We start from the raw sequence: 24,060 nt of genomic DNA on the forward strand, positions 1-24,060 counted from the left end.
GAGTGTCAAAGAAGAAGAAGAAAAGTTGGGAAGTGCCTATGAATAAACGAAAGAATAACGGATATAAGAAGTCTGGTAATAAAACCAGAAATAAACCCAATAGTTCTGAGAAACCGTACGGAAAGAAACAAGCAACGCGAGGAAATCGTGGAGACAGCAAATCAAAAGGCAAGCGTCATGCATCTGATAAACGTCAACGAGGCGGCAGCAAGGCTGTAACGGCTGAAGTGACCTGTTCTGGTCTGACTTCAGAGGGCAAAGGTATTGCCCAGTGGGAAGGGAAAGAGCTTGAAGTTCCGCATCTTTTACCTGGTGAGAAGGCTGAAGTCCTTGTAACAAGACAAGGTCCCTATGTAAATGCGGAAGTAAAGCGGGTCATCAGCGCGGCGAAAGAACGCGTGGAGCCACCATGCCCGTATTACTATCAGTGTGGAGGCTGTCAGCTCCAACATATGACCAATAACGCTCAAGATCGCTTCAAGCAAAAAACGATCGATAAGCTCATGAAACCATTTGGCAAGCCACTTCCGATTATGACAATGGATCACCCGTATGATTATCGAAACAAGAGTCATACGACATTTGGTCTTAACCAGAATCGACAGGTGATTGGTGGCCTGTATGCTCAGAATAGCCATGAGATTATTCCAATGGATCGTTGTTTGATTCATGATCCAAAAGCGGACGAGATTGTGAATACGATAAAAGACTATCTCAAACATTCGAAGATGCAGCCTTATAATGAAGACACGGGACAAGGCTTTCTTCGTCACGTGCTCATTAAGGTCGGCAAGGTCAGCGGTGAAATTATGGTTGTCCTTGTTACGGCTTCATCTGAATTTAAGGGGAAGAACAATTTCGTGAAAGCTTTACGAAAAGCTCATCCTGAAATTACAACTCTTCTTATGAACGTAAACAACAAGAAAACGTCTATGGTTCTTGGTGATCAGGAGAAAGTTCTGTTTGGTAAAGGAACGATTACGGATACACTTGGTGGAATGGAGTTCGAGATCTCGGCTAAATCGTTCTATCAAATCAACCCGGTTCAAACGGAGAAATTGTATGGGAAAGCCATAGAAATGGCAGAGCTTACAGGAAATGAAACTGTAATCGACGCCTACTGCGGAATTGGTACAATCGGCCTTATTGCCAGTCAGAAAGCTGGAAACGTTATTGGCGTTGAGCTTAATAAAGATGCCGTTCGTGACGCGATCCGCAACTCTAAACGTAACGGAGTGAAGAATGCCCGTTTCTACCAAGGAGATGCTGGTGAGTTTATGGTGAACATGGCTTCAAAGGGTGAGAAAGCAGATGTCGTTATTATGGACCCGCCAAGAAGCGGCAGTGACGAAGCATTCTTATCAAGTGTGGCGAAGCTTAAGCCAAAGCGCGTTGTGTATGTATCGTGTAATCCGGAGACGCAGGCTCGTGATTTGAAGTACTTGGTGAAGAACGGGTATCAGGTTGATGGCATTCAGCCAGTAGATATGTTTCCACAAACTTACCATGTAGAGTCAGTTGTGAAATTAGTACGGAAAGATTAAGCAGGAAACCGATGAGATTTCATTTTTTTAGGTAAGCTATAATTTCAAGATATTATAAGAAGACTACCTCCTTGTTTTGAATGGAGGTAGTTTTTTGTGGATAGAATTTAGAGGCTATGCACTATGAGGGGGGCAATTAGTGAGAAAGAGTGGTGGATTAGATCATTAAAGCATAAATCACAGTTTTTGGGATGATTACTCTTTATCATGCTTCTGATCATGTATTTGATCTGTCTTTTGAGCTTTTGGTGCTTGGTCTTCTGTCTGCTTGCTTCCAATGATTTTATTCTTTTTAGAACATTTGCTGCACTTTCTTTTTGGTAATTTCCTTCTTTTAACCACTATATCATTCTCCTTTTCTTCGTTAAGTCAGTTTCCAATTGTATATGCTTCTTAATAAGTTCTTTCTTAATGATACAACCCATTTATTAGGGGAAAACCTCTTTTTTTCTAACTTTAGGTTGTTGGCTCAAACTCTTTCCTGCCCATTTGAATAGGTTATAGAGAATTCAAATAGAAAGGATGATAATAGTGAGTGAAGAAAAAGTAACAAAAGAGGTTAGTGATGCGGAGGTTAAGGGGAACAACCTAACCCCTCTTAGCGACCCGTGTGACTGTAGTATGGAAGTAGATGCATGTTGTGTGAAACAAGTGCCATCGTTCTTTAACAATGATTTCAGCACTGATGACCCACGCATTTCTTATGATCCAACATGTTTATGTTGTGTCGTCGAACAATGTGAAGTTGTTCTATCCTGTAGTGGTGCTGCAGACCGAACGATTGTAACACCTGCTCTAGTTATAAAAGGCTGTATGCCATATCAAATCGAAACGCGTTTCAATGATCCGGCTGTATGTTCTGAAAATACAGGAACTACAAATTCAACAGCCATCGTATGCAATGACACTGTATGTTTCGACAATGCCGTCTACTTTGATCCAAACAATGATGTCGATCGCTTGCAAGATATCTGTGACTGTTTAAACGGTTTGTTTAACGGTGGTACTGTAAATAGTAGTGATGTTTGTGACCTAATCAGAGTAAAGGGTGGAAGTGAAAAAGCGACTCTTCACAAATGTAAGAACTTCGAAAAGATTACTACTTTCAGCTCAGATGAAGGCCGTTGTAAAGACAGATTTGTGCGCTTTAAAGCTACTTTCGAAATCAATGATTCAGTAATTCAAAAATGCATCCCTGCACGTTAAGAATTTAAAAAACGATCCCATAGCTCTTATAGAACTATGGGATCCCTACATAAATTATTATGGCTTTTACTAGATTACATGTTCCCTTTATAAATTTTCTGGTGTATAGGGAGTTGCCTGGTGGCTTTTTTTTGCTCTCTTTTTTGATTGGATTCGGTTAGAATCTCAATAAGTTGCTGTGATTGTTCTTTTATTGCTTCTTTCATTTCCAGAAAGGTTTCGTTATGCTTTTTTAACTCATTACCTGCAAGTATAATCTCTTTATACAAATCTTCTATGTTCATATTACTTTCTTCATATTTCGTTGATGCTATTTCTAAATTTTCTTTTTTTTGAGTAGTACTTTGTACGAGCACTTGACTGTCTCTCGATTGTTCTTCCACTCTGGCTGTTAATTGTTCGAGAGCTGTTATCATAAATTGAGCCATATTCTCGCTTTCTTGCTTAATAACATTAATTAATGAAGTTCCTAAGCGTTCTATTTGATTTGTAATTTCGACCTTTTGTTGTTGGGTGCTTTCTAGAATGGAGGTTTCGTTATTTATTCTTAATGCATCATTTATTGCACCTATTTGCTTTTCGATCAATTCAAGGTTATCCCTAATATGAGTAATAGCTTCTGTGAGTTGAATTTGTTGGCCACCTAAGTCATCTAATTGCTGTTCGTAGTAAAAGGCGATTTGCTGAAAGACAAGCGCATCTTCCGAAAGGTTCAATTCATTTGATAGAGCGTTCTTAGTGTCTGCTATGTCTTTAGAACACCTTGTTGTCTCTATTTGCTCATGTGTAGGTATCCCTTTGGACGGCATGTTCGTATTTCCGGGTTTTTTATTCATTCTGAAGTTCCCCTTCCCCTCACTTCAAGCACTAGCCTATTATCCCTAACACATCTTATGTATATAACTTTAATTTGTTACGGCAGTATTCAATGAAGGAATGCATAGTGCTTGTAAGAGTGAGTTAGAAGCAGCTGTTCTTAAACATTCTAGTTTGAAGGAAAGTTCTTTAAAGGAAAGTTCAGAATATTGTTTACAAAAGCAATAACATGCGTTAAAGTGATAAAGTATAACTGAATAACCGATTTCAATTCTTATCAAGAGTGACCGAGGGAGAGGCCCGTTGACGTCACAGCAACCTTCCTGATGGAGTGGTGCTAATTCCGGCAGAATGAAACACATTCTGGGAGATAAGGGTTTTGCAGGTCTTAATTTGGCGAAACTCTCTTCCGAATGGAAAAGGGTTTTTTTATTTTTACAAGAGTTTTTGGCACGTAACGAACAACAGTTTAGAAACGGGGGGAGATCGATGATTTCCATACAACAGTTGAGTAAGACATACGCATCGAAAGAAGGAACAGTTATCGGTGTAGACGATGTATCCTTAGATATCAATCAAGGAGAGGTGTTTGGGATCGTTGGGTATAGCGGAGCGGGAAAGAGCACGCTTTTGCGTTGCCTGAACATTCTTGAGCGCCCTACAAGCGGGAAGGTGACGATAGATGGAATCGATCTCATGTCTCTGTCATCAAAAGAATTACGAAAGGCACGCCAATCTATCGGTATGATCTTTCAAGGGTTCCACCTTACAATGGCTAAAACTGTTGTAGAAAATGTAGGCTTTGCATTAAAAGCTGCAGGAGTGGGGCGCATAGAGCGTAAGCAACGGGCGGAAGAATTGCTCGAACTTGTGGGATTATCTGATAAAGCGAACCAGTATCCCGCTCAACTAAGTGGAGGGCAAAAACAACGCGTGAGTATTGCAAGAGCCCTCGCCAATAATCCGAAAGTGCTGTTATGTGATGAGGCTACTTCCGCTCTTGATCCAAACACAACACAATCCATTCTTCAGCTGCTGAAGAAAATTAACCAGGAACTTGGGTTAACGATCGTGTTGATTACACATGAGATGGAAGTCGTTAAAGAAATCTGTGACCGATGTGCAGTTATGGAGCAGGGCAGGGTGGTCGAAGAAGGCGATACATACGATATCTTTGCAAACCCAAAGAATGAGTTAACAGAACGGTTCATTAAGACGGTCATCGATTTTACGATTCCTGAGGCACTCCTTAAGAAGAGCGAGGGAACCATCGTTCTTTTAAAATTTACTGGGGATTTGGCTGGAGAAGCGGTTGTATCTGACTTGCTTCAAGAGCACAGGATACGAGGCAATATTCTTCATGGAAAGATCGACTATATTCAGGAGAAGCCCCTTGGAACCTTTGTCATGGAATTAAAGGGGGATAACCAGGAAATTAACCGGGCACTAGCAAGCCTGCGAGCAACATTAGGAGAAGTGGAGGTGATAGAGAATGATCGATCAACTGATTACACTATGGCCAGAGCTGAGTAAGTCCTTTCTCGATACGTTAATTATGGTAGGAATCGGGTTAGTGGTTTCATTTGTAGTAGGATTACCGCTTGGGTTGCTTTTATTTGTAACGGATCGCGATTTGTTCCTTGAGAATAAATGGGTGAAGAGTATAACTGGTGTCATTGTAAACCTTGTCCGTTCTGTTCCGTTTATCATTCTATTAGTCTTTTTGTTTCCGTTTACCGATCTATTATTAGGAACGACAACAGGGCCAGTGGCAGCATCTGTTTCTTTATCCGTAGCTGCGATCCCTTTTTATGCGCGAATTGTAGAGTCATCAGCTAGAGATATTGACCGGGGTGTGATCGAAGCGGCTATTTCTTGCGGGGCATCGCCATGGCTCATTATTAAAGATATTATTTTCCCTGAGATTAAGTCAGGTCTAATCAGTGGTTTGACGATTACTGCTATTAGTCTTGTAGGCTATTCAGCCATGGCTGGAACAATCGGAGGCGGTGGTATTGGTGATTTAGCGATCCGATATGGATACTATCGTTATGACAACTTTGTCATGTTCACAACCGTCATTCTCTTAATTGTTATGGTCCAGGTTATTCAGTACGTTGGAGATTTTACAGCAAAGTCAGTGAAAAAGAGCTAATAAAGGAGACGATTACAATGAAAAAATTATTCACACTAGGTATAGCCCTATTAACCCTTACCGTGTTAGCAGCTTGTGGAGGAGATGAAAATGCAGATGCCTCTGGAAAAGAGACGATTCAATTCGGGGCAACTTCTGGTCCATACAGCGATATGGTAACAAAAGCCATCGCTCCACTTCTTGAAGAGAAAGGGTATGAAGTGAAAAACAAAGAATTCACAGACTATGTACAGCCTAATAAAGCATTAGCCAGTGGAGATCTTGATGCGAACCTTTTTCAGCACGGCATTTACTTAGAATCTTTTGCAAAAGAACATGATTTGGATTTATCTGAAGTGATTATTGTTCCTACAGCTCCAATGGGGATCTATTCGAATAAGTTTGAAGATATTGAGAGTATTGAGAAGGGAAGTACCATGGCGCTTCCAAATGATCCGACTAACTTAGCACGTGCCTTAATTATCTTAGAGGATGAGGGATTAGTGAAGATTAAAGAAGATGTTGATCCTCTTCGTGCCTCTTTAAGAGATATTAAAGAAAATCCTAAAGAACTTGAATTTGTAGAAGTAGAAGCGGCTCAGCTTCCACGCCTTGTCGATAGTGAAGACTTATCACTTGTCCCTGGTAACTATGCCCTTGCAGCGGAGATGGATTTATTAAACGCACTCGCTCTTGAAGACATGCCTGATCAGTATCGGAACCGGGTAGCGGTTAAAACGGAAGATTTAGATTCTCAATTTGTGAAGGATATTAAAGAAGTCATTGAATCTGATGAGTTCGAGAAGATTATTGATGAAGAGTTTCAAGGGTTTGGTAAGCCAGCGTGGATGAAAGAAGAGTAAAGGCTTTAGAAGACTACTTTCCAGATGGAGAGTAGTCTTTTTTATAGGCTTTGTTAAAGTGTTGGGTTCGTTACGGTTGATGAGTGGTCGGTAGGCAATATGTGGGATGTTTCTGTGAGGAATAACAAGATTCTTATCTGCAAAGGGAAGGTGGTCTTCTTTTCAAGTCGTTTGGTAGTTATGAGGATTCTCTCTACTTATATGGTAAATCTATGAAACAGAATGAGGTGTATGAACGTATATAAGAAGGGAGACCAATTCATTTACGTAAGGGGGAAGAAAGATTGCTGTTCTCACGCTGGACGCTGTGGCAAACCATTCTCATTGGCATGTTAGGAATGCTGGCATTCGTAGCGGAACAATTCAACCAGGTGATTGCTGTGCCTATGATTTCCTCACATGCTCATAGCTTGCTTCCCGCTATCCTAACGATTCTATTCCTTGCTCTAATAGTAGGGATATTCAGTCTTATAATACGTCTGGAATTAAAGAAGAATCCGACCATTTTTACATCACGCTTTTGGGATAAGGCTCCATTAATTTTGATAATTTTCTTGGTTTTATCTCTGGTTTTATACATAACCGGATTCATGATGGACCCTTTTAGGGATTTACTGCAACGTTATCGCCTAAGTCTCTACCTTATCCTTTATTACTTTCTCTTGTTAGTAAACCTTTTGGTGTTAGCTACTGTTCAAAAAGTTAAAGGGAATACCATTAGTGGTGAGAAGAAGATTGGAATGTCTTTCTTTGGAACTATGCTTTTCCTTGTTGTGACGATCTTTATAATATAAGGAGGTGGAGGCTTGCTTGACGTAATAGCTTTTGTAGGGATGTTTATCCTGTTTGGTGGCATTTTATCAGGGATTGTTTGGGGCTTTTGGCAGATATACAAAAAGTAAAGCTCCGTTGAATGAAGTGCAAAATTCATTTTGCTCCTAAACTATAGAGTGGTGAGGCGAAGATGTTGTGGGTTTTCCTACTATATGGTGGGACGATGTTAGCTGTGGGACTCGTTTTATTTCTGCGTTTTATTGGACCTGGTTGGAAAGATCGAAATAACTGCGTTTTATGCGGGGAGGAGATTGAAAAGGATAAGCAAAAAGTATATAAGGTGTTATTTAATGCCGCTATGGAAGAAGAAACAAAGTGTAAGAGCTGTGAAATGAATTAAAGAAGTTAAGGGGGGCATTTAAGTTGGTTAGAACAGAAGCTACACCTATGAAAGAGGGAGTACAATTAAATATACATAGTAGAAAAAGCGCCATTAAATGGAATGACGCTTTTTCTTCGTCCTCTATAATGAGTTAGGCAAGATTGTTGGTATAGCTGTTCATAACTAGTGCTTCCCGAAAACAAGCAAGATGTCGAATGAGGAGAGTAAGTCCAACAATTTCCGGGGAAATATTACCGGAATAGACGTAATGTGAGGGAATAGGCATGGGTGTTGACCATATATCGCCCCCCATATCCAAAAGATTGCAGAACTGTGCTAAAGCAATGACTTAATAAGAATCAGGATACATGGCTCGATTTTCAGAATGGTTCGTCAAGAAGGTTCGATAGACATCATGCTGCATATTCCCAATCGCTTCTACAAGTACAATGATTTTACCATCCTTTACATAAGATTCGTACTGCTGAGCATCTTCTTTAGGTATGCCAGCTTTATGAAGGGAATGTGTAACTCCTTCCCCGCCTGCATCTGATTCTTCGCCAGAATTGAATGCAATCGGCCCCGCTGAAGTTAATGTTCCTTTACCAGGTACCGGCACCAGTCCTATATTTGTAAGCAGTCCCCCGATCCCACCTAAAGACCTTCCTGAAATAGCTCCTAGTTCAGTTGCACTTCCGGCGCCATCCGCTATTTCATCATGACTAGATGAGGATGGTGAATTTTTTTCCTCTTCCAATCTCTTCACATTTTCCTTTTCTTTTGCGAAAACAGAAATGTCGTTTGAATCATACCCAAGGTGTTGCAACTCTGATATGGCGTTCTCGGCATGGTTTAGTTCTGAGAAAACGCCGCCTATAATCTTAGTATCCATACGAGATCATCCTCCTAGTTTGTCTTCTGATAATATTCTATACCCGAAAAATTGGTAGATGACCCCTTAAATGAGCAAAATAAAACATATAGGTAAACATAAAAAAAGATTCTACATATAGAGAGAGGAAAGCGGAAAGAACATTCATTCGTTTCCTTTCTCATCGTTTCGGTTATATAAAAGTGTGAGCCAATTGAAGCAATTAGGGTATAAATAAAAGAGTTAGTCAAGAAAGGATGAAACATAGTGAAAGTACTAGTAGTTGGTGCAAATGGACAAGTTGGGAAACATCTTGTAAAGAAAATTCAAGATACAGAAGGTCTTCAAGCGAAGGCTATGATTCGAAAAGAAGAGCAAGCATCTTACTTTAAGGATCTAGGTGCTGAACCGGTTGTTGTCGATTTAGAAGGAAGTCCTGACGAAATTACAAAAGCAACAGAAGGTGTAGACGCAGTTGTGTTCACTGCTGGTTCTGGGCCAAATACAGGACCTGATAAAACGATGCTGATTGATTTAGACGGTGCTGTGAAAACAATTGAAGCGGCTAAATCAGCAGGAGTGAAGCGTTACGTGATGATTAGCTCATTCGATACAACGCGTGAGGCGATCCAGGAAGCTCCATCTTCCTTCTCCCCTTATGTAGCCGCGAAGCACTATGCGGATGACTGGTTAAGAAGAACGGATCTTGATTATACAATTATCCACCCAGGCATGCTGACAAATGATGAAGGAACTGGACAAATTGAAGCTTCTGAGAAAGTGGAAAGAGGCGAGATTCCACGTGAAGACGTAGCGAGCGTTATTTTGGCGAGTCTGCAACAGGAGTCCACAATCGGCAAGGAATTTCAAATTGTCGGCGGACCTAAGTCAGTTCATGATGCAGTGAAGGATCTGTAATAACCTTTTATTGGGCAAAATGTTTAAGTGTAAAACAAATGAAGAGATCCCTTTATAAACCTTTCAAGGTCGATTCCTTGAGAGGTTTATTTTTTTTGACCTACTTCAACTGCTCATCCATTGTAGTGGCCTTTTAATAAGCTTTTTGAGTCTTGATCAAACGTTTGATCAAGACTTGAGAGAAATTCATTTATCCTTCCTAAATAGTACCCTCACTTTCATCAAATTTTCATATTCATCTTGTATTCTGTTTTTAATAATTCTGGTTTAAAAAGGAAGGAGGATGATCCATGCGATGGTAGTAGGTCCGTTTGTCATTTCGTTTTACCTTTTTGCTCTTGCGATTTCTCTTGTAAGTGGTGTTTTACTGTTCATGATGACTAGCCCATTTTCTAAATCAGAGACGCGCAAAGCTCTTAGTGGGATTAGCGATCTTTTCGTATGGTTACTAATCTTCATATGGGTTGGAAAGGTCCTTTTAAAATGGGAAGCATTTTGGAAAGACCCGATTTCTATTCTTATATATCCTAGTAATCATCAAGCGTTATATATTGGTTTATTGTTAACTTTTATCTTAAGTATGTGGAGGTATCGTCACCGAGTAGGAGAGTTGGCAATTAGTAAATCTCTGGTTCTGATTGTGAATTATTCTCTGTTTGTCTATTACTTTATGGCGGTCATATGGACGTCTTCTGGAACGGTTTATGTAGGAGAATTAGTATTAGCAGGCGTGCTTGTTATTTGGCAGGTGGTTTCACTTACTGCAAGATCGCAGCAAAGTTGGTGGTATGGGATGTTCGGAGCGTTTATTGCAGGGAAGTTTATGCTGACTTTGATCTTGGGTGAAACGTTTCTCTTCCATTACAAAGTAGATCTGTGGGTTTGGATTCTTATGAGTTTTATTTTTGTTTCATTACTTTATGGAAAGAAGGTGAGAACATGACGGCTTCTGTATCAGAACTTACGGTTTGGCTAGCCTTTGCGGCAGGGGTACTCTCTTTCTTGTCTCCGTGTACGCTGCCATTATTTCCAGCTTATTTGTCATACATTACAGGGGTTAGTGTGAAAGAATTGAAGGATTCTTCTTCCCTTGCTGTAAGGAAAACTTTACTTCTTCATTCGTTATTCTTTTTGCTGGGTGTGTCGTTAATCTTTATGGGACTTGGTATTGGTGTATCGTTGTTAGGCCAATGGATTCAAGGATTGTTAACTGGAAATTCAGGCCTTTTGTTACAACGGTTGGCGGGGATTTTCATTATTCTAATGGGTTTCCTGATTACAGGATGGATCAAAATCCCTTTATTTATGAATGAGAAGAGATTGCAAATTGCTAAAAAGCCTGCAGGTTACTTAGGTACTGTATTTGTAGGGATTGGATTTGCGGCTGGGTGGACACCGTGTATAGGACCGATTTTCGCCTCTATATTAGTTGTGGCCGGATCAGATCCTACACAGGGGGCTCTGTATACGTTTATGTACGTAATCGGATTTTCTGTTCCGTTTCTTGTGCTGTCTTTCTTCCTAGGTTCAACAAAGTGGCTCGTGAAGTACAGTGGGCGTTTAATGAAGATTGGAGGCAGTGTGATGATTAGTATGGGGGCCTTGCTGTTCTCTGGTAAAATGGCGAGCCTCTCAAACTACTTGTTGCAACTCTTAGATGGAACTTGGTTTTCAAACTTAGGTTAGGAGTGAGCGTATGAATATAAAGCGAATTATGATCGTTGCGATCGTTGTAGGAATGTTTGGTTGGGCTATTTATGACTTTACAAGTAAGGAACAGTCGCCAGTTTCCAAGGATGAAGGTCAAAGTACAGAAATACAAGGCGAATCAGTAGAAAGTGTAGAAGAAGGATTAGAAGTAGGTCAACAAGCTCCTGATTTTGAAGTAGAAACATTGCAAGGAGAGAAGACATCTTTATCGAACTATAAAGGTGAGCGGGTGATGTTAAATTTCTGGGCTACATGGTGCCCTCCATGTAGAGCTGAAATGCCGGATATGCAGAAGTTTCATGAAAATAAAGATATTACAATTCTTGCTGTTAACTTAACGGCAACAGAAGCAAAAGTGGACGATGTAAATGCCTTTAAAAATGAATATGAATTAAGTTTCCCTATTTTATTAGACAGAGAAAATGATATTTCTACTTTGTATCAAATCAGACCCATACCGACTACCTATATGATTGATTCAAAAGGAATTATTCGCCACAAGTCGTTAGGGGCTATGAATTATGAGAGAATGGTACAGCAATTCGAGAGCATGAACTAAAGAATCCCGTGATATATACTATGAAGTGGTGATGAATATGAAACGGACGATTTTAATAGTAGAAGACGATAAAATGATCCGACAACTTGTGGCGCTCTATTTGCATAAGGAAGGCTATGAAACCGTTGAAGCCTCTGATGGAGAAGAGGCTAAACAAGTTTTCTTAACGCATCATCCTTGCTTGGTCATCTTAGATTTAATGCTTCCAGGGGTGAGTGGAGAGGAATTTTGTGAATGGATTCGCGAACAAGAGAGAAATGAAGTATCGATTGTGATGCTTTCGGCTAAAGCCAAAACAAGTGATAAGATCACAGGTCTTCGTATGGGAGCAGATGATTATATCACAAAGCCCTTTGATCCGGATGAGTTAGTTGCTCATGTTGAAGCGGTTCTTCGTCGGACAGGTCAATTTTGCCACAAGGTCGTGTATGACGGGCTGTGTATAAAGCCTCGAAAGGGAGAAGTGCTCTTATATGAGAAAGCGATAAGTCTTACTAAATACGAATTTAACTTATTGTATTACTTTATGGTTAATCCCGATATGGTGTTATCAAGAGATCAGCTCTTACAGAATCTATATCCTCTAGCAGAGCAGAACGTTTTAGATCGCACGATAGATGCTCACGTTAAGAAGCTGCGGGAGAAGATTGAAACAGACCCAACAGATCCCAAGCGGATTCAAACTGTACGGGGAATGGGGTATAAATTTGTCACTGAGTAAATGGATTTTATCTCGTTTACAAAAAGGTTTCCTCCTGCGTATGACAATTATAAATGTAATCATTATTGCCATTTTCGTAGGGATTAGTGGGTGGTCTATTTATAATACTGCTTGTTTTCTTGTTGCCAATATGGACACGGGTGCTGTTCGCCAGTCGCAATTTAGGCAAACTCTATTTCAGTATCTATTGATCTTTAGCTTGTGTGCCATTATTCTAGGAAGCCTTTTAAATTATGTATTCACCAGAAAATTGCTTCAACCTATAAGAGATTTAATTGAAACGACGAAAGCCCTGAAAGAAGGGAAGTACCCTAAACCCGTTTCATCGGGTAACCGCCATGAACTGGATGAATTTATAGGTCATTACAATGAGTTGGTCAATCAATTAGAAGAGAATGAAAGAGAGAGAAAGAAAATTGTCACGGACCTCTCTCATGAACTTCGTACTCCTTTATCGAATATAAGTGGCTATTTAAATGCTCTTAAGTCCGGTGTGTTAGAAGGGAACCAGGAATTATATGAAAGTCTATATGAAGAGTCAAATCGCCTTACCAATATGGTTCAACAGTTGGATCAATTGAAGGAGTGGGATCACGTATCCCATCAACGCCTGGCTAAGGCGGAGAGAGTAAATATTGAAACCGTGATCCGATCTTGTATCTCGATTTTTCAAAGAACAATGGAGCAGCGTGGTGTAGAGTGTGATGTAGAGGTGGAAGCTCAAGAACTGTATATGGATCAAGAAGGTATCCAGCAAGTTCTTAATAACCTACTAGATAACGCACTACGCTATTACGTGGGAGGTGCGCCTCTCTTAGTAAAGGGAAAGCTGAACCAAGATACCTATCAAGTATCTATTAAGGGACCTGGAACGGGGATAGCAGAAGAGGATCGGGAGAAAATTTTTGAGCGGTTCTATCGCGCAGATCCTTCAAGAAGCAGGGAAACTGGTGGCACCGGTCTTGGTCTTGCCATTGCAAGAGAAATAGTAGAACGTCATGGAGGTCAAATCGGAGTGGAATCAGAAGGAAGCGAACATACTTTTTGGTTTCATTTACCTGTTAAAGGAGCACTGGAATAAACCAATGCTCTTTTTTATTTAAAGGTCTGAATAATTTAATCAAACGTTTGATCAAGGAGAGTTCTCACCACTAGCATCAATGGTTGGGGGCTCTTTTTGTTTCTTTATTCGTTCGATTGTTAAGAAAACTTTTATTTTTATTACATTTTTAGTTGTAATAAAACGTGTTTATATGTAATAATAATTCATAACAAATGAAAGCCCTTACTAAAAACAGAACGGGAGCGGTGGTTATGGTTGTGAGCTCTTTATCTCGCATCGAACAGAAGAATAGTACAGGAACGGAGTATCCAAGACCACAATTTAAGAGGGATCAATGGTACGACTTAAATGGAGAGTGGGAATTTGCATTTGATGCTGAGGAAGTTGGAGAAATGGAAGGTTGGGAAGGTTCCGCACAGCCGTTCTCTCAACAGATTCAAGTGCCTTATGCTTATCAAAGTAAAAAGTCTGGTATCCATTCGAAGGAACCTTATGAAGTAGTGTGGTACAAACGCACATTTCATTGGGAAAAGGATAATCAAAATGAGCTTCTTCTGCACTTTGAGGCAGTGGACTACTATACGAAAGTATGGGTGAACGGCCAATTTGTAGGCGAGCATACGGGGGGGCACACTCCTTTTAGCTTTTCTATTGGGACAGCGGTTCAATCGGGTGAGAATACAATTACGGTTCGTGTAGAAGATCGCAACAGCGTTGAGCAGGTGCTCGGGAAACAGTCCTGGAAATCAACGAACTTCTTATGCTGGTATACCCGCACAACTGGTATCTGGCAACCGGTATGGATGGAAGAGGTTTCACCAGTCTATATCCAAGATGTGAACATGACGCCAAATTTAACACAATCAAGTCTTCAATTAGGCGTAAAGCTTCCTCGGCATAGAAAGATCGCTTACTTGGAAGCGAACGTGTATTTCAAAGGGGAATGGATCAATACAACAGGGGCATGGGTGAAGCCCAATCAACAGAACATCAGCATGACCGTTAATGTTGAATCAGATGAAGCAGACTTTCGCGTATTTTATTGGAGTCCGAGCAATCCGCAGTTGTACGATATTACGTTTACACTTAAGAGTGATGAGCATGTCTTAGATGTAGTTAACAGCTATTTTGGTATGCGTAGCATTGAAGCTAAGGGAGATGCCATTCTATTAAATGATGAGGCGTTTTATCAGAAACTCATTTTAGATCAGGGATACTACAAAGATTCTTTGATGACCGCTAGTTACGAAGATATGAAAGCGGATTTAACGAAAGTAAAGGAAATGGGATTTAACGGAGTGAGGCGACATCAAACGATTGGGGACAGGCGATACATGTATTTATGTGATCAACTCGGGCTAGTCGTGTGGGCTGAGATGCCAAGCTTCTTTAAATTTACTGATCGTTCTATGGAAGCGATGATGAACGAAACTCGAGAAATGGTGATGAAACATCGTAACCATCCTTCAGTTATCGTCTATACCGTAATGAATGAGTCATGGGGAGTAAATGAAATCTATCACCGTAAGGATCAGCAATCTTTTGTAAACGCTCTCTATTATCAGACAAAAGCGTTAGACTCTTCACGACTTGTTGTCGGAAATGATGGGTGGGAACATACGCTGACTGATATCTTGACGATTCACGACTACAACTCAAATGCAGAAGACTTAGCTTTGGCTTATCGTAACAAAGAGGATTACGTAAATGGAAGCCCTTCTAAAACAAGTCGAAAACAAAACTTTGCTAATGGATATGAATATAGTGGGCAGCCCATTGTGATGAGTGAGTTCGGCGGGATTGCATATGGTTCTGGGACTGAAGACGATTGGGGTTATGGTACAAGACCACAGAACGAGGAAGAAGCACTAGACCGCTTTAAACAGTTAATGAAATCAATTATGGATTCACCATCAATCCAAGGCTTTTGTTATACACAACTTACGGATGTTGAACAAGAGGTTAATGGTTTGTTAGATCATAATCATGAAGAGAAATTCGATACAAAACGCATTTATCAAATCGTAGCTGGTATGAAAGCGGATGGGTTTATCTTTGAATAACTAAGGGGGAGTACAAAGTGGAGACTGCTAAAGAGCAACATGTAGAACCGACGGATGGGGAATTAAAAGAAGATATTCGTACCAAGGAGATCGCTTCTTACTTTGGGTATGGATTTGCTCAGTGTATAAGCTTTGGATTAATTGGTACGTACATTCTGTTCTTCTATACAGATATTTTAGGGATCTCGGCAGCAGCAGCGAGTGTCATCTTTCTAATCGCAAGAACATGGGACGCCATTAATGACCCGATGATGGCTTCCCTTATGGATACGCTAAAATCAAAGCACGGGAAATTTAGACCGTATCTAAAATACATGCCTTATTTAATTGTTCTATCTACCATTGCTTGTTTCTTGCCATTAGATGGCTTAAGTATGACAGCTAAGCTGATTTACGCTGGAGGTACGTATATTTTGTGGGGGATGGTGTATACAGCATCTGACGTACCATTTTGGTCACTGTCCTCGGTAATGAGTCAGGATACGCAGCAGCGTACTAAATTAATTACGTTTGCCAATATGGGAGTATTCACAGGGATTGCTTTATCACCAACAATCTTCATTCCTCTTACAAAATGGCTCGGTGGAGGAGATACAGGTCAGGGTTACCTTCTGGCTACGATTGCTTTAATGGCCATTGCGTTACCTATTATGTTAAATGGTTTCAAAAATACAAAAGAACGTGTGGAGCCGCCTAAGTCGAAAGTGAAATTCTCGGATGGACTGCGCGCGCTAAAAGCGAATAAACCGATGTTTGCGATCTTAGTTGTGTTCTTCTGCAATGTGTTTATGAATATCACGCAAGCTTTAAATATTTACTTTTTTACGTACAATCTTGGAAGCGCTTCACTTATGACAATGTTTGGTATTATTAGTTTCGCCAGCTGTATCGGGTTCTTCATTATCCCTAAGCTAACGAAACAGTATAAGAAAAAGCATATTCTGATGGTGATTGTAGCGGTGGACATTCTTGTTCGAATTGTTTGGTTCTCTGTTGGGTATGGCAGCGTTGTTGTATCACTCATCTTCATAGGGGTTACGATGCTTCTGTATACAAGTACTGGACCACTCATCTCTGGAATGCTAGCTGAAACGATTGAGTATACAGAGTATAAGACAGGAAAAAGAAACGAAGCGGTTGTCTTCTCAGGCCAGACATTTACAGGGAAGTTGTCGGTTGCCGTATCTGGTGGTGCAACAGGTTTGATCTTAACAGCAATAAATTATCAGTCGAATCAGGCTCAGAGCGAATTTACAATGGACATGCTATTCTTCGTCATTGCCCTGCTTCCTGCTCTTGGTTCACTTATTCGGTTGATCATTATGTACTTCTATTCTTACACAGAAACAGAGTACAAAGATATTGTTGAGAAATTACGTGTTCGAAAGAAATATCCTCAAGTCTACCCACAGAAGTAATCAAGGTGTAGCCTAAAGAAAATAATAGGGAGCATTTATTTTGAGAAGAAAGATTTTGTTATACTAAGGGAAACTATGGATACACGGAGGCTTCTTTCATGAAGAAACTACCATTAAACTTTGAAAATATGCTCCCTATTAATAAGGCATTATCCAATCCTACACGAGTGAAGATATTAAATTTATTAAGTGAAAAGCCACATAATGTGAACGAGTTAGCCGAGAAGCTTGATCTTCCTTTCTCTACGACGGCTTCTCACGTCAATAAACTAGAAGAAGTGGAACTGATTATTACCGAGCTCGTACCTGGAAGGGGTACACAAAAAGTAAGTGCCATGAACTATGATCGAATTGTTATTGACTTATTTAATAAAGAAGGGCAATTCAATGAGCATGAAATTACACTGGATATGAATATAGGGGATTATTTGGACTGCTATGCCCAGCCACACTGCGGAGTAGTGGGTGAGAAGGATTACATTGGGGTTCAAGATGATCCTCGTTCTTTCTATGAACCTGAGCGTAAACATGCACAGTTACTTTATTTTAAAGATGGTTACGTGGAATATAGGCTGCCGAATCGAATTCCACATGGTTATACAGCTAAGGAAATCGTGTTTAGTGCAGAGCTCTGTTCAGAAGCGCCGAATTTCAAATTGGATTGGCCATCGGATATTACAGCTTCAGTCAATCATAAAGAAATTGGGACGTGGACTTCGCCTGGTGATTTTGGTGGTGAAAGAGGAAAACTCACCCCGCAGTGGTGGCGTACGAATTTAACCCAATACGGCTTACTTAAACAATGGAAAGTCAATGAAGAAGGTAGTTTTATTGATAATGAAAAAGTCTCGGACATTACGATTCATGATTTAGAGCTGAGTGATCTTCCATACATTGCGTTTAAGCTAGGCATTAAAGAAGACGCAACCAATAAAGGCGGCATGAATTTATTCGGAGAGAAATTTGGTCATTATGAGCAAGGAATTAAGATGAATATTAAATACGCATAACGAGGACAAGGATTTGGAGGTGTTCATCAATGAACATTACAGAACATGTGACAGTAAACGATTGGAAAGAGGTTACGTTGACGAACGACGCTGGTATGTCGGTCAGTTTTCTAAACTATGGGGGAACGATTACAGAGATCAACGTCCCTGATCAAAATGGGCATACAGAAAATGTTGTTCTGGCTTATGAGAATTATGAAGATTATATCCATGACCCAAATTATCTTGGGGCTCTAATAGGGAGAATAGCCGGACGAGTGGATGGAGCATCGTTTTCTATAAATGGCGAAGATTATTATTTACATGAGAATGAAGGAAAGAATTCATTACATGGAGGCGGACAAGGCTTTCATACGAAACTGTGGGAACTATCTCCGTTCCAGGAAGAGGATAAGGTAGGGGTGAATCTTACTTATGAAAGTCCTCATTTAGAAGGTGGCTATCCTGGGAATCTTTCTATTCAAGTAACCTATCAATTAAATAATGATAACCAGTTTACCATTTCGTACAGAGCAAAGAGTGATCAAGACACGGCTCTGACCCTAACAAACCATAGCTATTTTAACTTAAGTGGAGATGCCAAAAGAACCATCCATGATCACACCATTCAATTCGACAGTAATCAGTTTGTCGAGCTAGATTCAACCCTAATCCCAACAGGAAAGGTTGAGTCAGTTCAAGGGACTCCTTTTGATTTAAGAGAGGAAACCCTCTTACGAGACAGGCTTGGTTCCACTCATCCGCAGTTGGATTTAGCCAATTTAGGATTTGACCATTCGTTTCTCTTTAACCATGACAAGGAAGAGAGTGTTGTTGTTAAAGATGAGGAGAGCGGAAGAGTTATGAAGCTTATGACGAATCAGCCAGCTATCGTGTTTTACACGGGGAATAATCTGATGGAAGATCATAAATTAGCAAGCGGCCCTGCTAAGAAGCATGATGCAATGTGTTTAGAAACACAAGCTTCACCAGCCTCTCTTCATCACGAAGGCTTTCCAGACGTTCGACTAAAAGCTGGTGAGCTCTATGAGAAGTACACCACGTTTTCTTTTGGGACTGTATGAGTTAGAGATTATTGATCAAACGTTTGATCAATAATCTCTTTAAGAAGGCTCAAAGCTGAGAGAATGTCTCCGTTTACTTTAATGGAGCGTAAGGTGGGCCTGGAAACCACTCGCTTTCCTGTGGGGAGCTGGTGAGCCTCCTCACCCGGCAAAGCCGGCCTGCGGGGTCTCACCTAGGCTCTTCTGCCCACGGGAGTCTCGCAGTTTCCAGGCCCACCTTTTCCGTATTGGAAGAAACGGAAACAGACCACATGTAGTTTTAAGTGGAGACCGCAACGCTAAAGCAGCGGGCCGGTTAATCAAAATATAGCTAGGTGGGATGGGGAACGGGGAGACTCCTGCGGGAGAAAGAGGTCGACGAGACCCCGCAGGATGGTTTTCCCGAGGAGGCTCGACAGCTCGCCCGCGGAAAGCGAGCCGTTGCCCAGCCCACCAAGCACTCAACAAAAGTAACGGCCCTATCCAACCAAAAAAGTCTCAGCTTCAAGTATTCAAGATTACTACCCTATAAAACTAAAGAAAGCCTCCCAAATTGTTGGGAGGCTTTTGGTTTAGTTATTTCTTGTTTACGGAAGCATCATAAATGACGTCTACAGCGTGCTGTAGTGACTTGTTGAATTCTTCGTCAGATTGATTGGCATTCAAGTCAGCGATCAAGGCACGGGAGAAGCTTGCGATTAGGTTTTCGTTTTCTTTTAACTTCTCATTGGCTTCGTCACGAGAATATCCGCCTGATAAGGCAACGACACGTACGACGCGAGGATGCTCAGCTAATTCTTTATACGTGTTGGCTTTCGTAGGAATAGAAAGCTTAAGCATCACGTTTTCGTCTTCTGTTAGGTCATTTAAGTTTTTCAGGATTTCGTCTCGTAGAATCTCTTCGGATTTCTCTTTATCTTCACTGTGAATGTTTACTTCTGGTTCTATGATTGGCACAAGGCCTTCTGCGATAATTTGTTTACCAGCTTCAAATTGCTGGTCGACGACAGCTTTAATGCCTGATGGATTTGGTTCATGGATGACCGAGCGCATCTTAGTACCGAAGATGTTTCGTTCATTAGCGCGTCGCAATGTTTCTTCTAAATCGTGAATAGGCTTCATAAGCTGAACGCCGTTTTCTTTCTCTGCTAGACCTTTATCGACTTTGAGGAACGGAACAATGTCGTTGTCAGCCAGGTAGTCAGCTGTATATTTGCCTTCGATTTCACGGTCCATCGTTTGTTCGAAAAGAATCGTGCCTAGGATCTTATCTGAATCAAAAGCAGGAGACGTTATGATGCGTGTACGCATTTGGTGAACCCGGTCAAACATCTCGTCTTCACCAGAATAAGCATCTTCAGGTACGCCGTAGTCTGCTAGTGCTTTCGGCGTACTTCCGCCACTTTGGTCAAGTGCGGCAATAAATCCTTTACCGTTTTTGATTTTATCGAATTGTTTGTTGTTCATGGTTCCCACTCCTTTTTTGAAAAGTCCACTAGTATCCTTCCCCTTTATGTCGGATCCCTAACCTTGGATATAGAAAAAAGACATTTTGATTGTCCTTATAAGTTAAATGAATAAATGATCTAGTTGATTACGATCGAACACATTTTCAACATCAATAGTGAGATCCTTTGACTGTCGGGGCTTCTTTCAATATGATAAAATTGGAAATAAATAGAGAGGGCGAAGGGGGATTAGATTTGAATTTCTTTCAAGGAATTTGGGATATTGTGATAGGGGTGTGTTTTCTGTATTTCTTTGTGTTAGGGGCTGTTGGGATGACGGTCTTGCTGAAGCGAGCGTTTCTTGAGCGGAGTAAAGTGAAGTATGGTCTGAGTATCTATCTCACTGCATTGCTCGTCTACGTCGTGACAAAACTCTACACCGTATCACCTCTTTTGACTTTGGTGGGTTTAGGAGCCTTTGTCATAGTGGGAGTCATTACGTATAAAAAGTTTACTATCGAAGTTTCATCATAAAGAATGCAAGATCAGCAGGGTGAAATAATTCCAATATCCCGCTATAATCATCAATTACAAATAAAGAAGAAGGCTCCCACCAGGGAACCTCCTTTTTAATAATTATTTAGTTTCTACGACATCTTGGTCGGTTACAGTGCGTACATACGTTGCCGTTACGATCTACTTCACATTCACAAACGACATCTCTTCGACGTTTGCCATGGCCGCCATGACCTCCGCGTCCACAGCCACCGTACATTCCATCATCAGACATGCCGTTGTTCATCATGTCTTCTTCGGTTTCTGTGTCTTCATCCATATTATCCATACGACTTCTGTGACCGTTTCCGCATTTCCCACCTTGCTCACAACGTGGTGTGAATGGGGCGCCTTCTGTAGAAGATTCCATAACGAGACCTTGTGCTAATTCGTTTACGATTTGTGTGTCGGTTCCACTAATTGATAGTTGTAACGTAGGCGCTAACGTGCCGCCGAAGCGGTTAAAGACGAACTGATCCGGTAGTGATGGCAATTGATCCAAGCTAACACCATCAAGGTTGTAGTAGTTAATAAAGCTTAGCGTAGACAAGTCTGGTAGTACGATCCAAGAATAAGCTTGGAATGGCTCTTCAGGTGGGTTCGCTACAACAAGCCCGCCTTCGCCTAATGGAACATAGTTACCACGGAAGTCGTTCGCTACGAAACCATACAAGCCATCTGGACCATCAAGTCCTGGGGCAAACGTAAATTGGTGACTTACGATAAATAGGTGGTAACGTCCGCCTATATATACAATGTGTGGTCGCTCAAGCTGTTGGTTAACGCAATCTGCTTCTAGGATTGGAGGAAGGAGTTCCCACTCGCGATAATCGCTACTGCGAAGAAGCGCTATCCCTACGTTTCCATTAAAGTTTGCGGAGCCGTTCGGTACGTCATTCCCGCTTCGATAGTCTCCGTCCCCAATGTTCTCAGGGTTACACTCTCGCTCGACTGGCTGTTGAGGTGTTGCTGTGTTTCCTTCAAAAATAATATATTCACAGCCGCTTTCAGGATCGATCCAATACCAAGGATCACGGAAAGAGTAAATAATCCCACCGCTTGATTGTTCCTGAGTTTGATAGAATTCCCCGTCTGGAACGAGAATGATGGAGTGCTCTTCCCAGTTATTGAATAAAACACCATTCAAGTCAGAGAAAATTTCTCCTTTAGCGAAAGCCATGCGCTGTTCGTACGTGACTTGTGCTTCATTGCGACGACCGGTAGCCGTGTAGAAGAAGAAAATTTCACCGTTTTCTACAAAAGCTGACCCAGCCCACTGACGAGAGCCTAACGCATCCCCTTCAGGGAATACTACGCCCCCTGGAATCCAGTCCTGGCCATCGCGTGAATAGAAGTAACGGATGGTTGCGATGTCGTGACGTTTACCAGGTAGCACGCTTCTTGGAGCTGTTAAAGAGAAGATGACACGCCATCCTCCAGGAAGGACTGCAATGGAACCATCTTTCTCACGAAGGGGCCACGTGTCCCAAACCCAAAGATCTGGAGCTGTATCCTCAAATGGTTCTTCAATGATTGGTGCAGCGTTTTCTGAAGTGATTCGAATTTGATCAGCTTGTTGTCGGGTCCAAGCAGATGGTGTAGCGCCTCGGTTCTCCTCTAAGCAACATTCGAATTTTCTACAGAACTTTTTACATTTGCGACAGCGCCCATCCTTATCATGATAATGTCCGCTGTCGTGCTTGCACTGACAGTTGTTATGATGATGCATTCTACCAATTCCTTTCCAACACATAAATTTGCTTCTATTTTTAGAAGCTTGCTATACACTATGCGAGAGGATGAGATTGGTATAGACAAACTGTCCGGTGAAAATGCTCATTTTAGTAAATGCAGGCGGTTGTAAGGGGGGAGGGATTTATTTCCGATATATTTCCTGCGCATTCTACTGCACATAGCCTAGTAGGATGTAGTATAGTTGGAATAGACAAAAAATTCTAATAGATATTAGGAGATTATTTCATAGGAGGAATCGAATAACATGCCTCAGCAAACTTACTTAGCTCATGGAAAAGTACATGATCTATTCGCGAATATACAGAGTGTCATGATCGGGAAAGAAGAAGTGACAACATTAAGTATTGTAGCTTTACTCGCGAAGGGTCATGTTCTCTTAGAAGATGTTCCAGGTGTAGGGAAAACAATGCTTGTTCGAACACTATCAAAGTCAGTTGACTGTGAATTTAGACGTATTCAGTTCACGCCAGACTTATTACCTTCTGATGTGACAGGTGTTTCGATTTATAATCCGAAAACTCTTGAATTTGAATTTCGTCCTGGCCCGCTCTTAGGGAATATTGTGCTTGCAGATGAAATCAATCGTACCTCGCCGAAAACACAGTCTTCTTTACTAGAAGGAATGGAAGAAAGTCATGTAACGGTTGATGGGAATACGATTGAACTTAAACGTCCATTCTTCGTTATGGCTACTCAAAATCCAATTGAATATGAAGGGACATATCCGCTACCAGAAGCTCAGTTGGATCGTTTCTTATTGAAATTAAATATGGGGTATCCTTCTGCAGCTGAAGAGATGCAGATGCTTGACTTAATATCTAATGACCACCCAATAAACCGGGTACAGGCTGTTATGACGAAGGAAGAGCTGATTGAATTACAGAATCGAGCTGCAGAGGTGTATGTTGATCCAAATATTCAACGCTATATCGTAAATGTCGTTTCGGAGACAAGGCGCCATCCGTCCGCTTACCTTGGTGTAAGTCCCCGCGGATCGATCGCGCTGATGAAAGCAGCAAAAGCGTATGCCTTTATTCAAGATAGAGATTTTGTTCTTCCGGATGATGTGAAATATTTAGCGCCCTTCGTATTATCCCATCGTCTCATCCTGAATTCAGAAGCGAAGTTTGAGGGGATGACCTCAGAAGATTTAGTGAACGACATACTACAAAAAGTCTCAATCCCTGTGCGTAAGGAAAAATAGCGG

Annotated in this window: 24 protein-coding genes and 1 riboswitch; of the genes, 19 read left to right on the forward strand and 5 right to left on the reverse strand. The window is 41.1% G+C overall.

All coding sequences use genetic code 11. The annotated features are described in order from the left end of the window. Positions 1 to 38 precede the first annotated feature (38 nt). A complete protein-coding gene (gene rlmD, locus N780_RS17375) occupies positions 39 to 1,544 on the forward strand; it encodes a 23S rRNA (uracil(1939)-C(5))-methyltransferase RlmD (protein WP_036787036.1) in 1,506 nt (501 codons plus the stop codon). Between the two features lie 195 nt (positions 1,545 to 1,739). Here the strand turns inward: rlmD and N780_RS19990 are convergent, their stop codons facing one another. Beyond that, positions 1,740 to 1,886: a hypothetical protein gene (locus tag N780_RS19990; protein ID WP_156969226.1), complete on the reverse strand. Its 147-nt coding sequence runs from the start codon at positions 1,884 to 1,886 to the stop codon at positions 1,740 to 1,742. Positions 1,887 to 2,075: 189 nt separating this feature from the next. Between N780_RS19990 and N780_RS17380 the strand changes: the two genes are divergently transcribed. Continuing rightward, positions 2,076 to 2,750, forward strand: coding sequence for a hypothetical protein (locus N780_RS17380; RefSeq protein WP_036787038.1), 675 nt, complete (start codon positions 2,076 to 2,078; stop codon positions 2,748 to 2,750). 74 nt (positions 2,751 to 2,824) lie between these two features. Here the strand turns inward: N780_RS17380 and N780_RS17385 are convergent, their stop codons facing one another. Continuing rightward, the gene (locus N780_RS17385) at positions 2,825 to 3,586 is read right to left on the reverse strand and encodes a coiled-coil domain-containing protein (RefSeq protein WP_036787040.1); all 762 of its coding nucleotides are present in this window, start codon (positions 3,584 to 3,586) and stop codon (positions 2,825 to 2,827) included. 251 nt (positions 3,587 to 3,837) lie between these two features. After that, a riboswitch (SAM riboswitch) is annotated at positions 3,838 to 3,943 on the forward strand. 112 nt (positions 3,944 to 4,055) lie between these two features. Here N780_RS17385 and N780_RS17390 point away from each other — a divergent pair. The 5 genes from N780_RS17390 (at position 4,056) to N780_RS17410 (ending at position 7,737) form a co-directional block, all read left to right on the forward strand. Next, positions 4,056 to 5,099, forward strand: a complete 1,044-nt coding sequence (locus tag N780_RS17390) for a methionine ABC transporter ATP-binding protein (protein ID WP_036787042.1) — start codon at positions 4,056 to 4,058, stop codon at positions 5,097 to 5,099. Beyond that, complete coding sequence (locus N780_RS17395) at positions 5,059 to 5,721, forward strand: methionine ABC transporter permease (protein ID WP_036787053.1); 663 nt, start codon at positions 5,059 to 5,061, stop codon at positions 5,719 to 5,721. The genes N780_RS17390 and N780_RS17395 overlap by 41 nt, the downstream gene beginning before the upstream one ends. A gap of 17 nt (positions 5,722 to 5,738) precedes the next feature. Then, a complete protein-coding gene (locus N780_RS17400) occupies positions 5,739 to 6,563 on the forward strand; it encodes a MetQ/NlpA family ABC transporter substrate-binding protein (RefSeq protein ID WP_036787055.1) in 825 nt (274 codons plus the stop codon). Positions 6,564 to 6,847: 284 nt separating this feature from the next. Beyond that, on the forward strand, positions 6,848 to 7,357 hold the full coding sequence (locus tag N780_RS17405; protein WP_036787057.1) for a hypothetical protein: 510 nt from the start codon (positions 6,848 to 6,850) through the stop codon (positions 7,355 to 7,357). Between the two features lie 170 nt (positions 7,358 to 7,527). Next, positions 7,528 to 7,737, forward strand: a complete 210-nt coding sequence (locus N780_RS17410; RefSeq protein WP_036787063.1) for a hypothetical protein — start codon at positions 7,528 to 7,530, stop codon at positions 7,735 to 7,737. Positions 7,738 to 8,068: 331 nt separating this feature from the next. On the opposite strand, the gene N780_RS17415 is transcribed toward N780_RS17410, so the two are convergent. Then, positions 8,069 to 8,611: a general stress protein gene (locus tag N780_RS17415; protein WP_036787066.1), complete on the reverse strand. Its 543-nt coding sequence runs from the start codon at positions 8,609 to 8,611 to the stop codon at positions 8,069 to 8,071. A gap of 246 nt (positions 8,612 to 8,857) precedes the next feature. Between N780_RS17415 and N780_RS17420 the strand changes: the two genes are divergently transcribed. From N780_RS17420 to N780_RS17465, 10 genes are all read left to right on the forward strand, one after another. Then, positions 8,858 to 9,508, forward strand: a complete 651-nt coding sequence (locus tag N780_RS17420; protein ID WP_084599724.1) for an SDR family oxidoreductase — start codon at positions 8,858 to 8,860, stop codon at positions 9,506 to 9,508. A gap of 283 nt (positions 9,509 to 9,791) precedes the next feature. Next, a complete protein-coding gene (locus N780_RS17425; RefSeq protein WP_198135882.1) occupies positions 9,792 to 10,451 on the forward strand; it encodes a hypothetical protein in 660 nt (219 codons plus the stop codon). Further along, positions 10,448 to 11,194: a cytochrome c biogenesis CcdA family protein gene (locus N780_RS17430; RefSeq protein WP_036787076.1), complete on the forward strand. Its 747-nt coding sequence runs from the start codon at positions 10,448 to 10,450 to the stop codon at positions 11,192 to 11,194. Before N780_RS17425 ends, N780_RS17430 begins: the two co-directional genes overlap by 4 nt. Positions 11,195 to 11,204: 10 nt before the next feature. Then, positions 11,205 to 11,777 carry a TlpA family protein disulfide reductase gene (locus N780_RS17435; protein WP_332307822.1) on the forward strand — a complete coding sequence of 191 codons (573 nt, stop codon included), beginning with the start codon at positions 11,205 to 11,207 and terminating at the stop codon, positions 11,775 to 11,777. Between the two features lie 37 nt (positions 11,778 to 11,814). Further along, a complete protein-coding gene (locus tag N780_RS17440; RefSeq protein ID WP_036787079.1) occupies positions 11,815 to 12,498 on the forward strand; it encodes a response regulator transcription factor in 684 nt (227 codons plus the stop codon). Next, positions 12,485 to 13,579 carry a sensor histidine kinase gene (locus N780_RS17445; protein ID WP_036787082.1) on the forward strand — a complete coding sequence of 365 codons (1,095 nt, stop codon included), beginning with the start codon at positions 12,485 to 12,487 and terminating at the stop codon, positions 13,577 to 13,579. Before N780_RS17440 ends, N780_RS17445 begins: the two co-directional genes overlap by 14 nt. Positions 13,580 to 13,812: 233 nt before the next feature. After that, a complete protein-coding gene (locus N780_RS17450; RefSeq protein ID WP_052115151.1) occupies positions 13,813 to 15,624 on the forward strand; it encodes a glycoside hydrolase family 2 protein in 1,812 nt (603 codons plus the stop codon). Positions 15,625 to 15,641: 17 nt separating this feature from the next. After that, complete coding sequence (locus N780_RS17455) at positions 15,642 to 17,042, forward strand: MFS transporter (RefSeq protein ID WP_156969227.1); 1,401 nt, start codon at positions 15,642 to 15,644, stop codon at positions 17,040 to 17,042. A gap of 98 nt (positions 17,043 to 17,140) precedes the next feature. Beyond that, positions 17,141 to 18,052 carry an ArsR/SmtB family transcription factor gene (locus tag N780_RS17460; protein WP_036787086.1) on the forward strand — a complete coding sequence of 304 codons (912 nt, stop codon included), beginning with the start codon at positions 17,141 to 17,143 and terminating at the stop codon, positions 18,050 to 18,052. A 29-nt stretch (positions 18,053 to 18,081) separates the two neighbouring features. After that, entirely contained in the window at positions 18,082 to 19,116 is a 1,035-nt protein-coding gene (locus N780_RS17465; RefSeq protein ID WP_036787089.1) for an aldose epimerase family protein, read from the forward strand. 555 nt (positions 19,117 to 19,671) lie between these two features. Here N780_RS17465 and N780_RS17470 read toward each other — a convergent pair. Further along, entirely contained in the window at positions 19,672 to 20,562 is an 891-nt protein-coding gene (locus N780_RS17470; protein WP_036787092.1) for a fructose bisphosphate aldolase, read from the reverse strand. 236 nt (positions 20,563 to 20,798) lie between these two features. Here N780_RS17470 and N780_RS17475 point away from each other — a divergent pair, with 236 nt between their 5' ends. Beyond that, positions 20,799 to 21,077 (forward strand): hypothetical protein, encoded by a 279-nt coding sequence (locus N780_RS17475; protein WP_036787095.1) that lies wholly within the window; start codon positions 20,799 to 20,801, stop codon positions 21,075 to 21,077. Between the two features lie 106 nt (positions 21,078 to 21,183). On the opposite strand, the gene N780_RS17480 is transcribed toward N780_RS17475, so the two are convergent. Then, positions 21,184 to 22,827 (reverse strand): glycoside hydrolase family 68 protein, encoded by a 1,644-nt coding sequence (locus N780_RS17480; RefSeq protein ID WP_052115152.1) that lies wholly within the window; start codon positions 22,825 to 22,827, stop codon positions 21,184 to 21,186. A 270-nt stretch (positions 22,828 to 23,097) separates the two neighbouring features. Here N780_RS17480 and N780_RS17485 point away from each other — a divergent pair, with 270 nt between their 5' ends. Further along, complete coding sequence (locus N780_RS17485; RefSeq protein WP_036787098.1) at positions 23,098 to 24,057, forward strand: AAA family ATPase; 960 nt, start codon at positions 23,098 to 23,100, stop codon at positions 24,055 to 24,057. Positions 24,058 to 24,060 lie beyond the last annotated feature (3 nt).

It is taken from the genome of Pontibacillus chungwhensis BH030062 (assembly GCF_000770675.1).
Lineage (GTDB): Bacteria > Bacillota > Bacilli > Bacillales > BH030062 > Pontibacillus > Pontibacillus chungwhensis.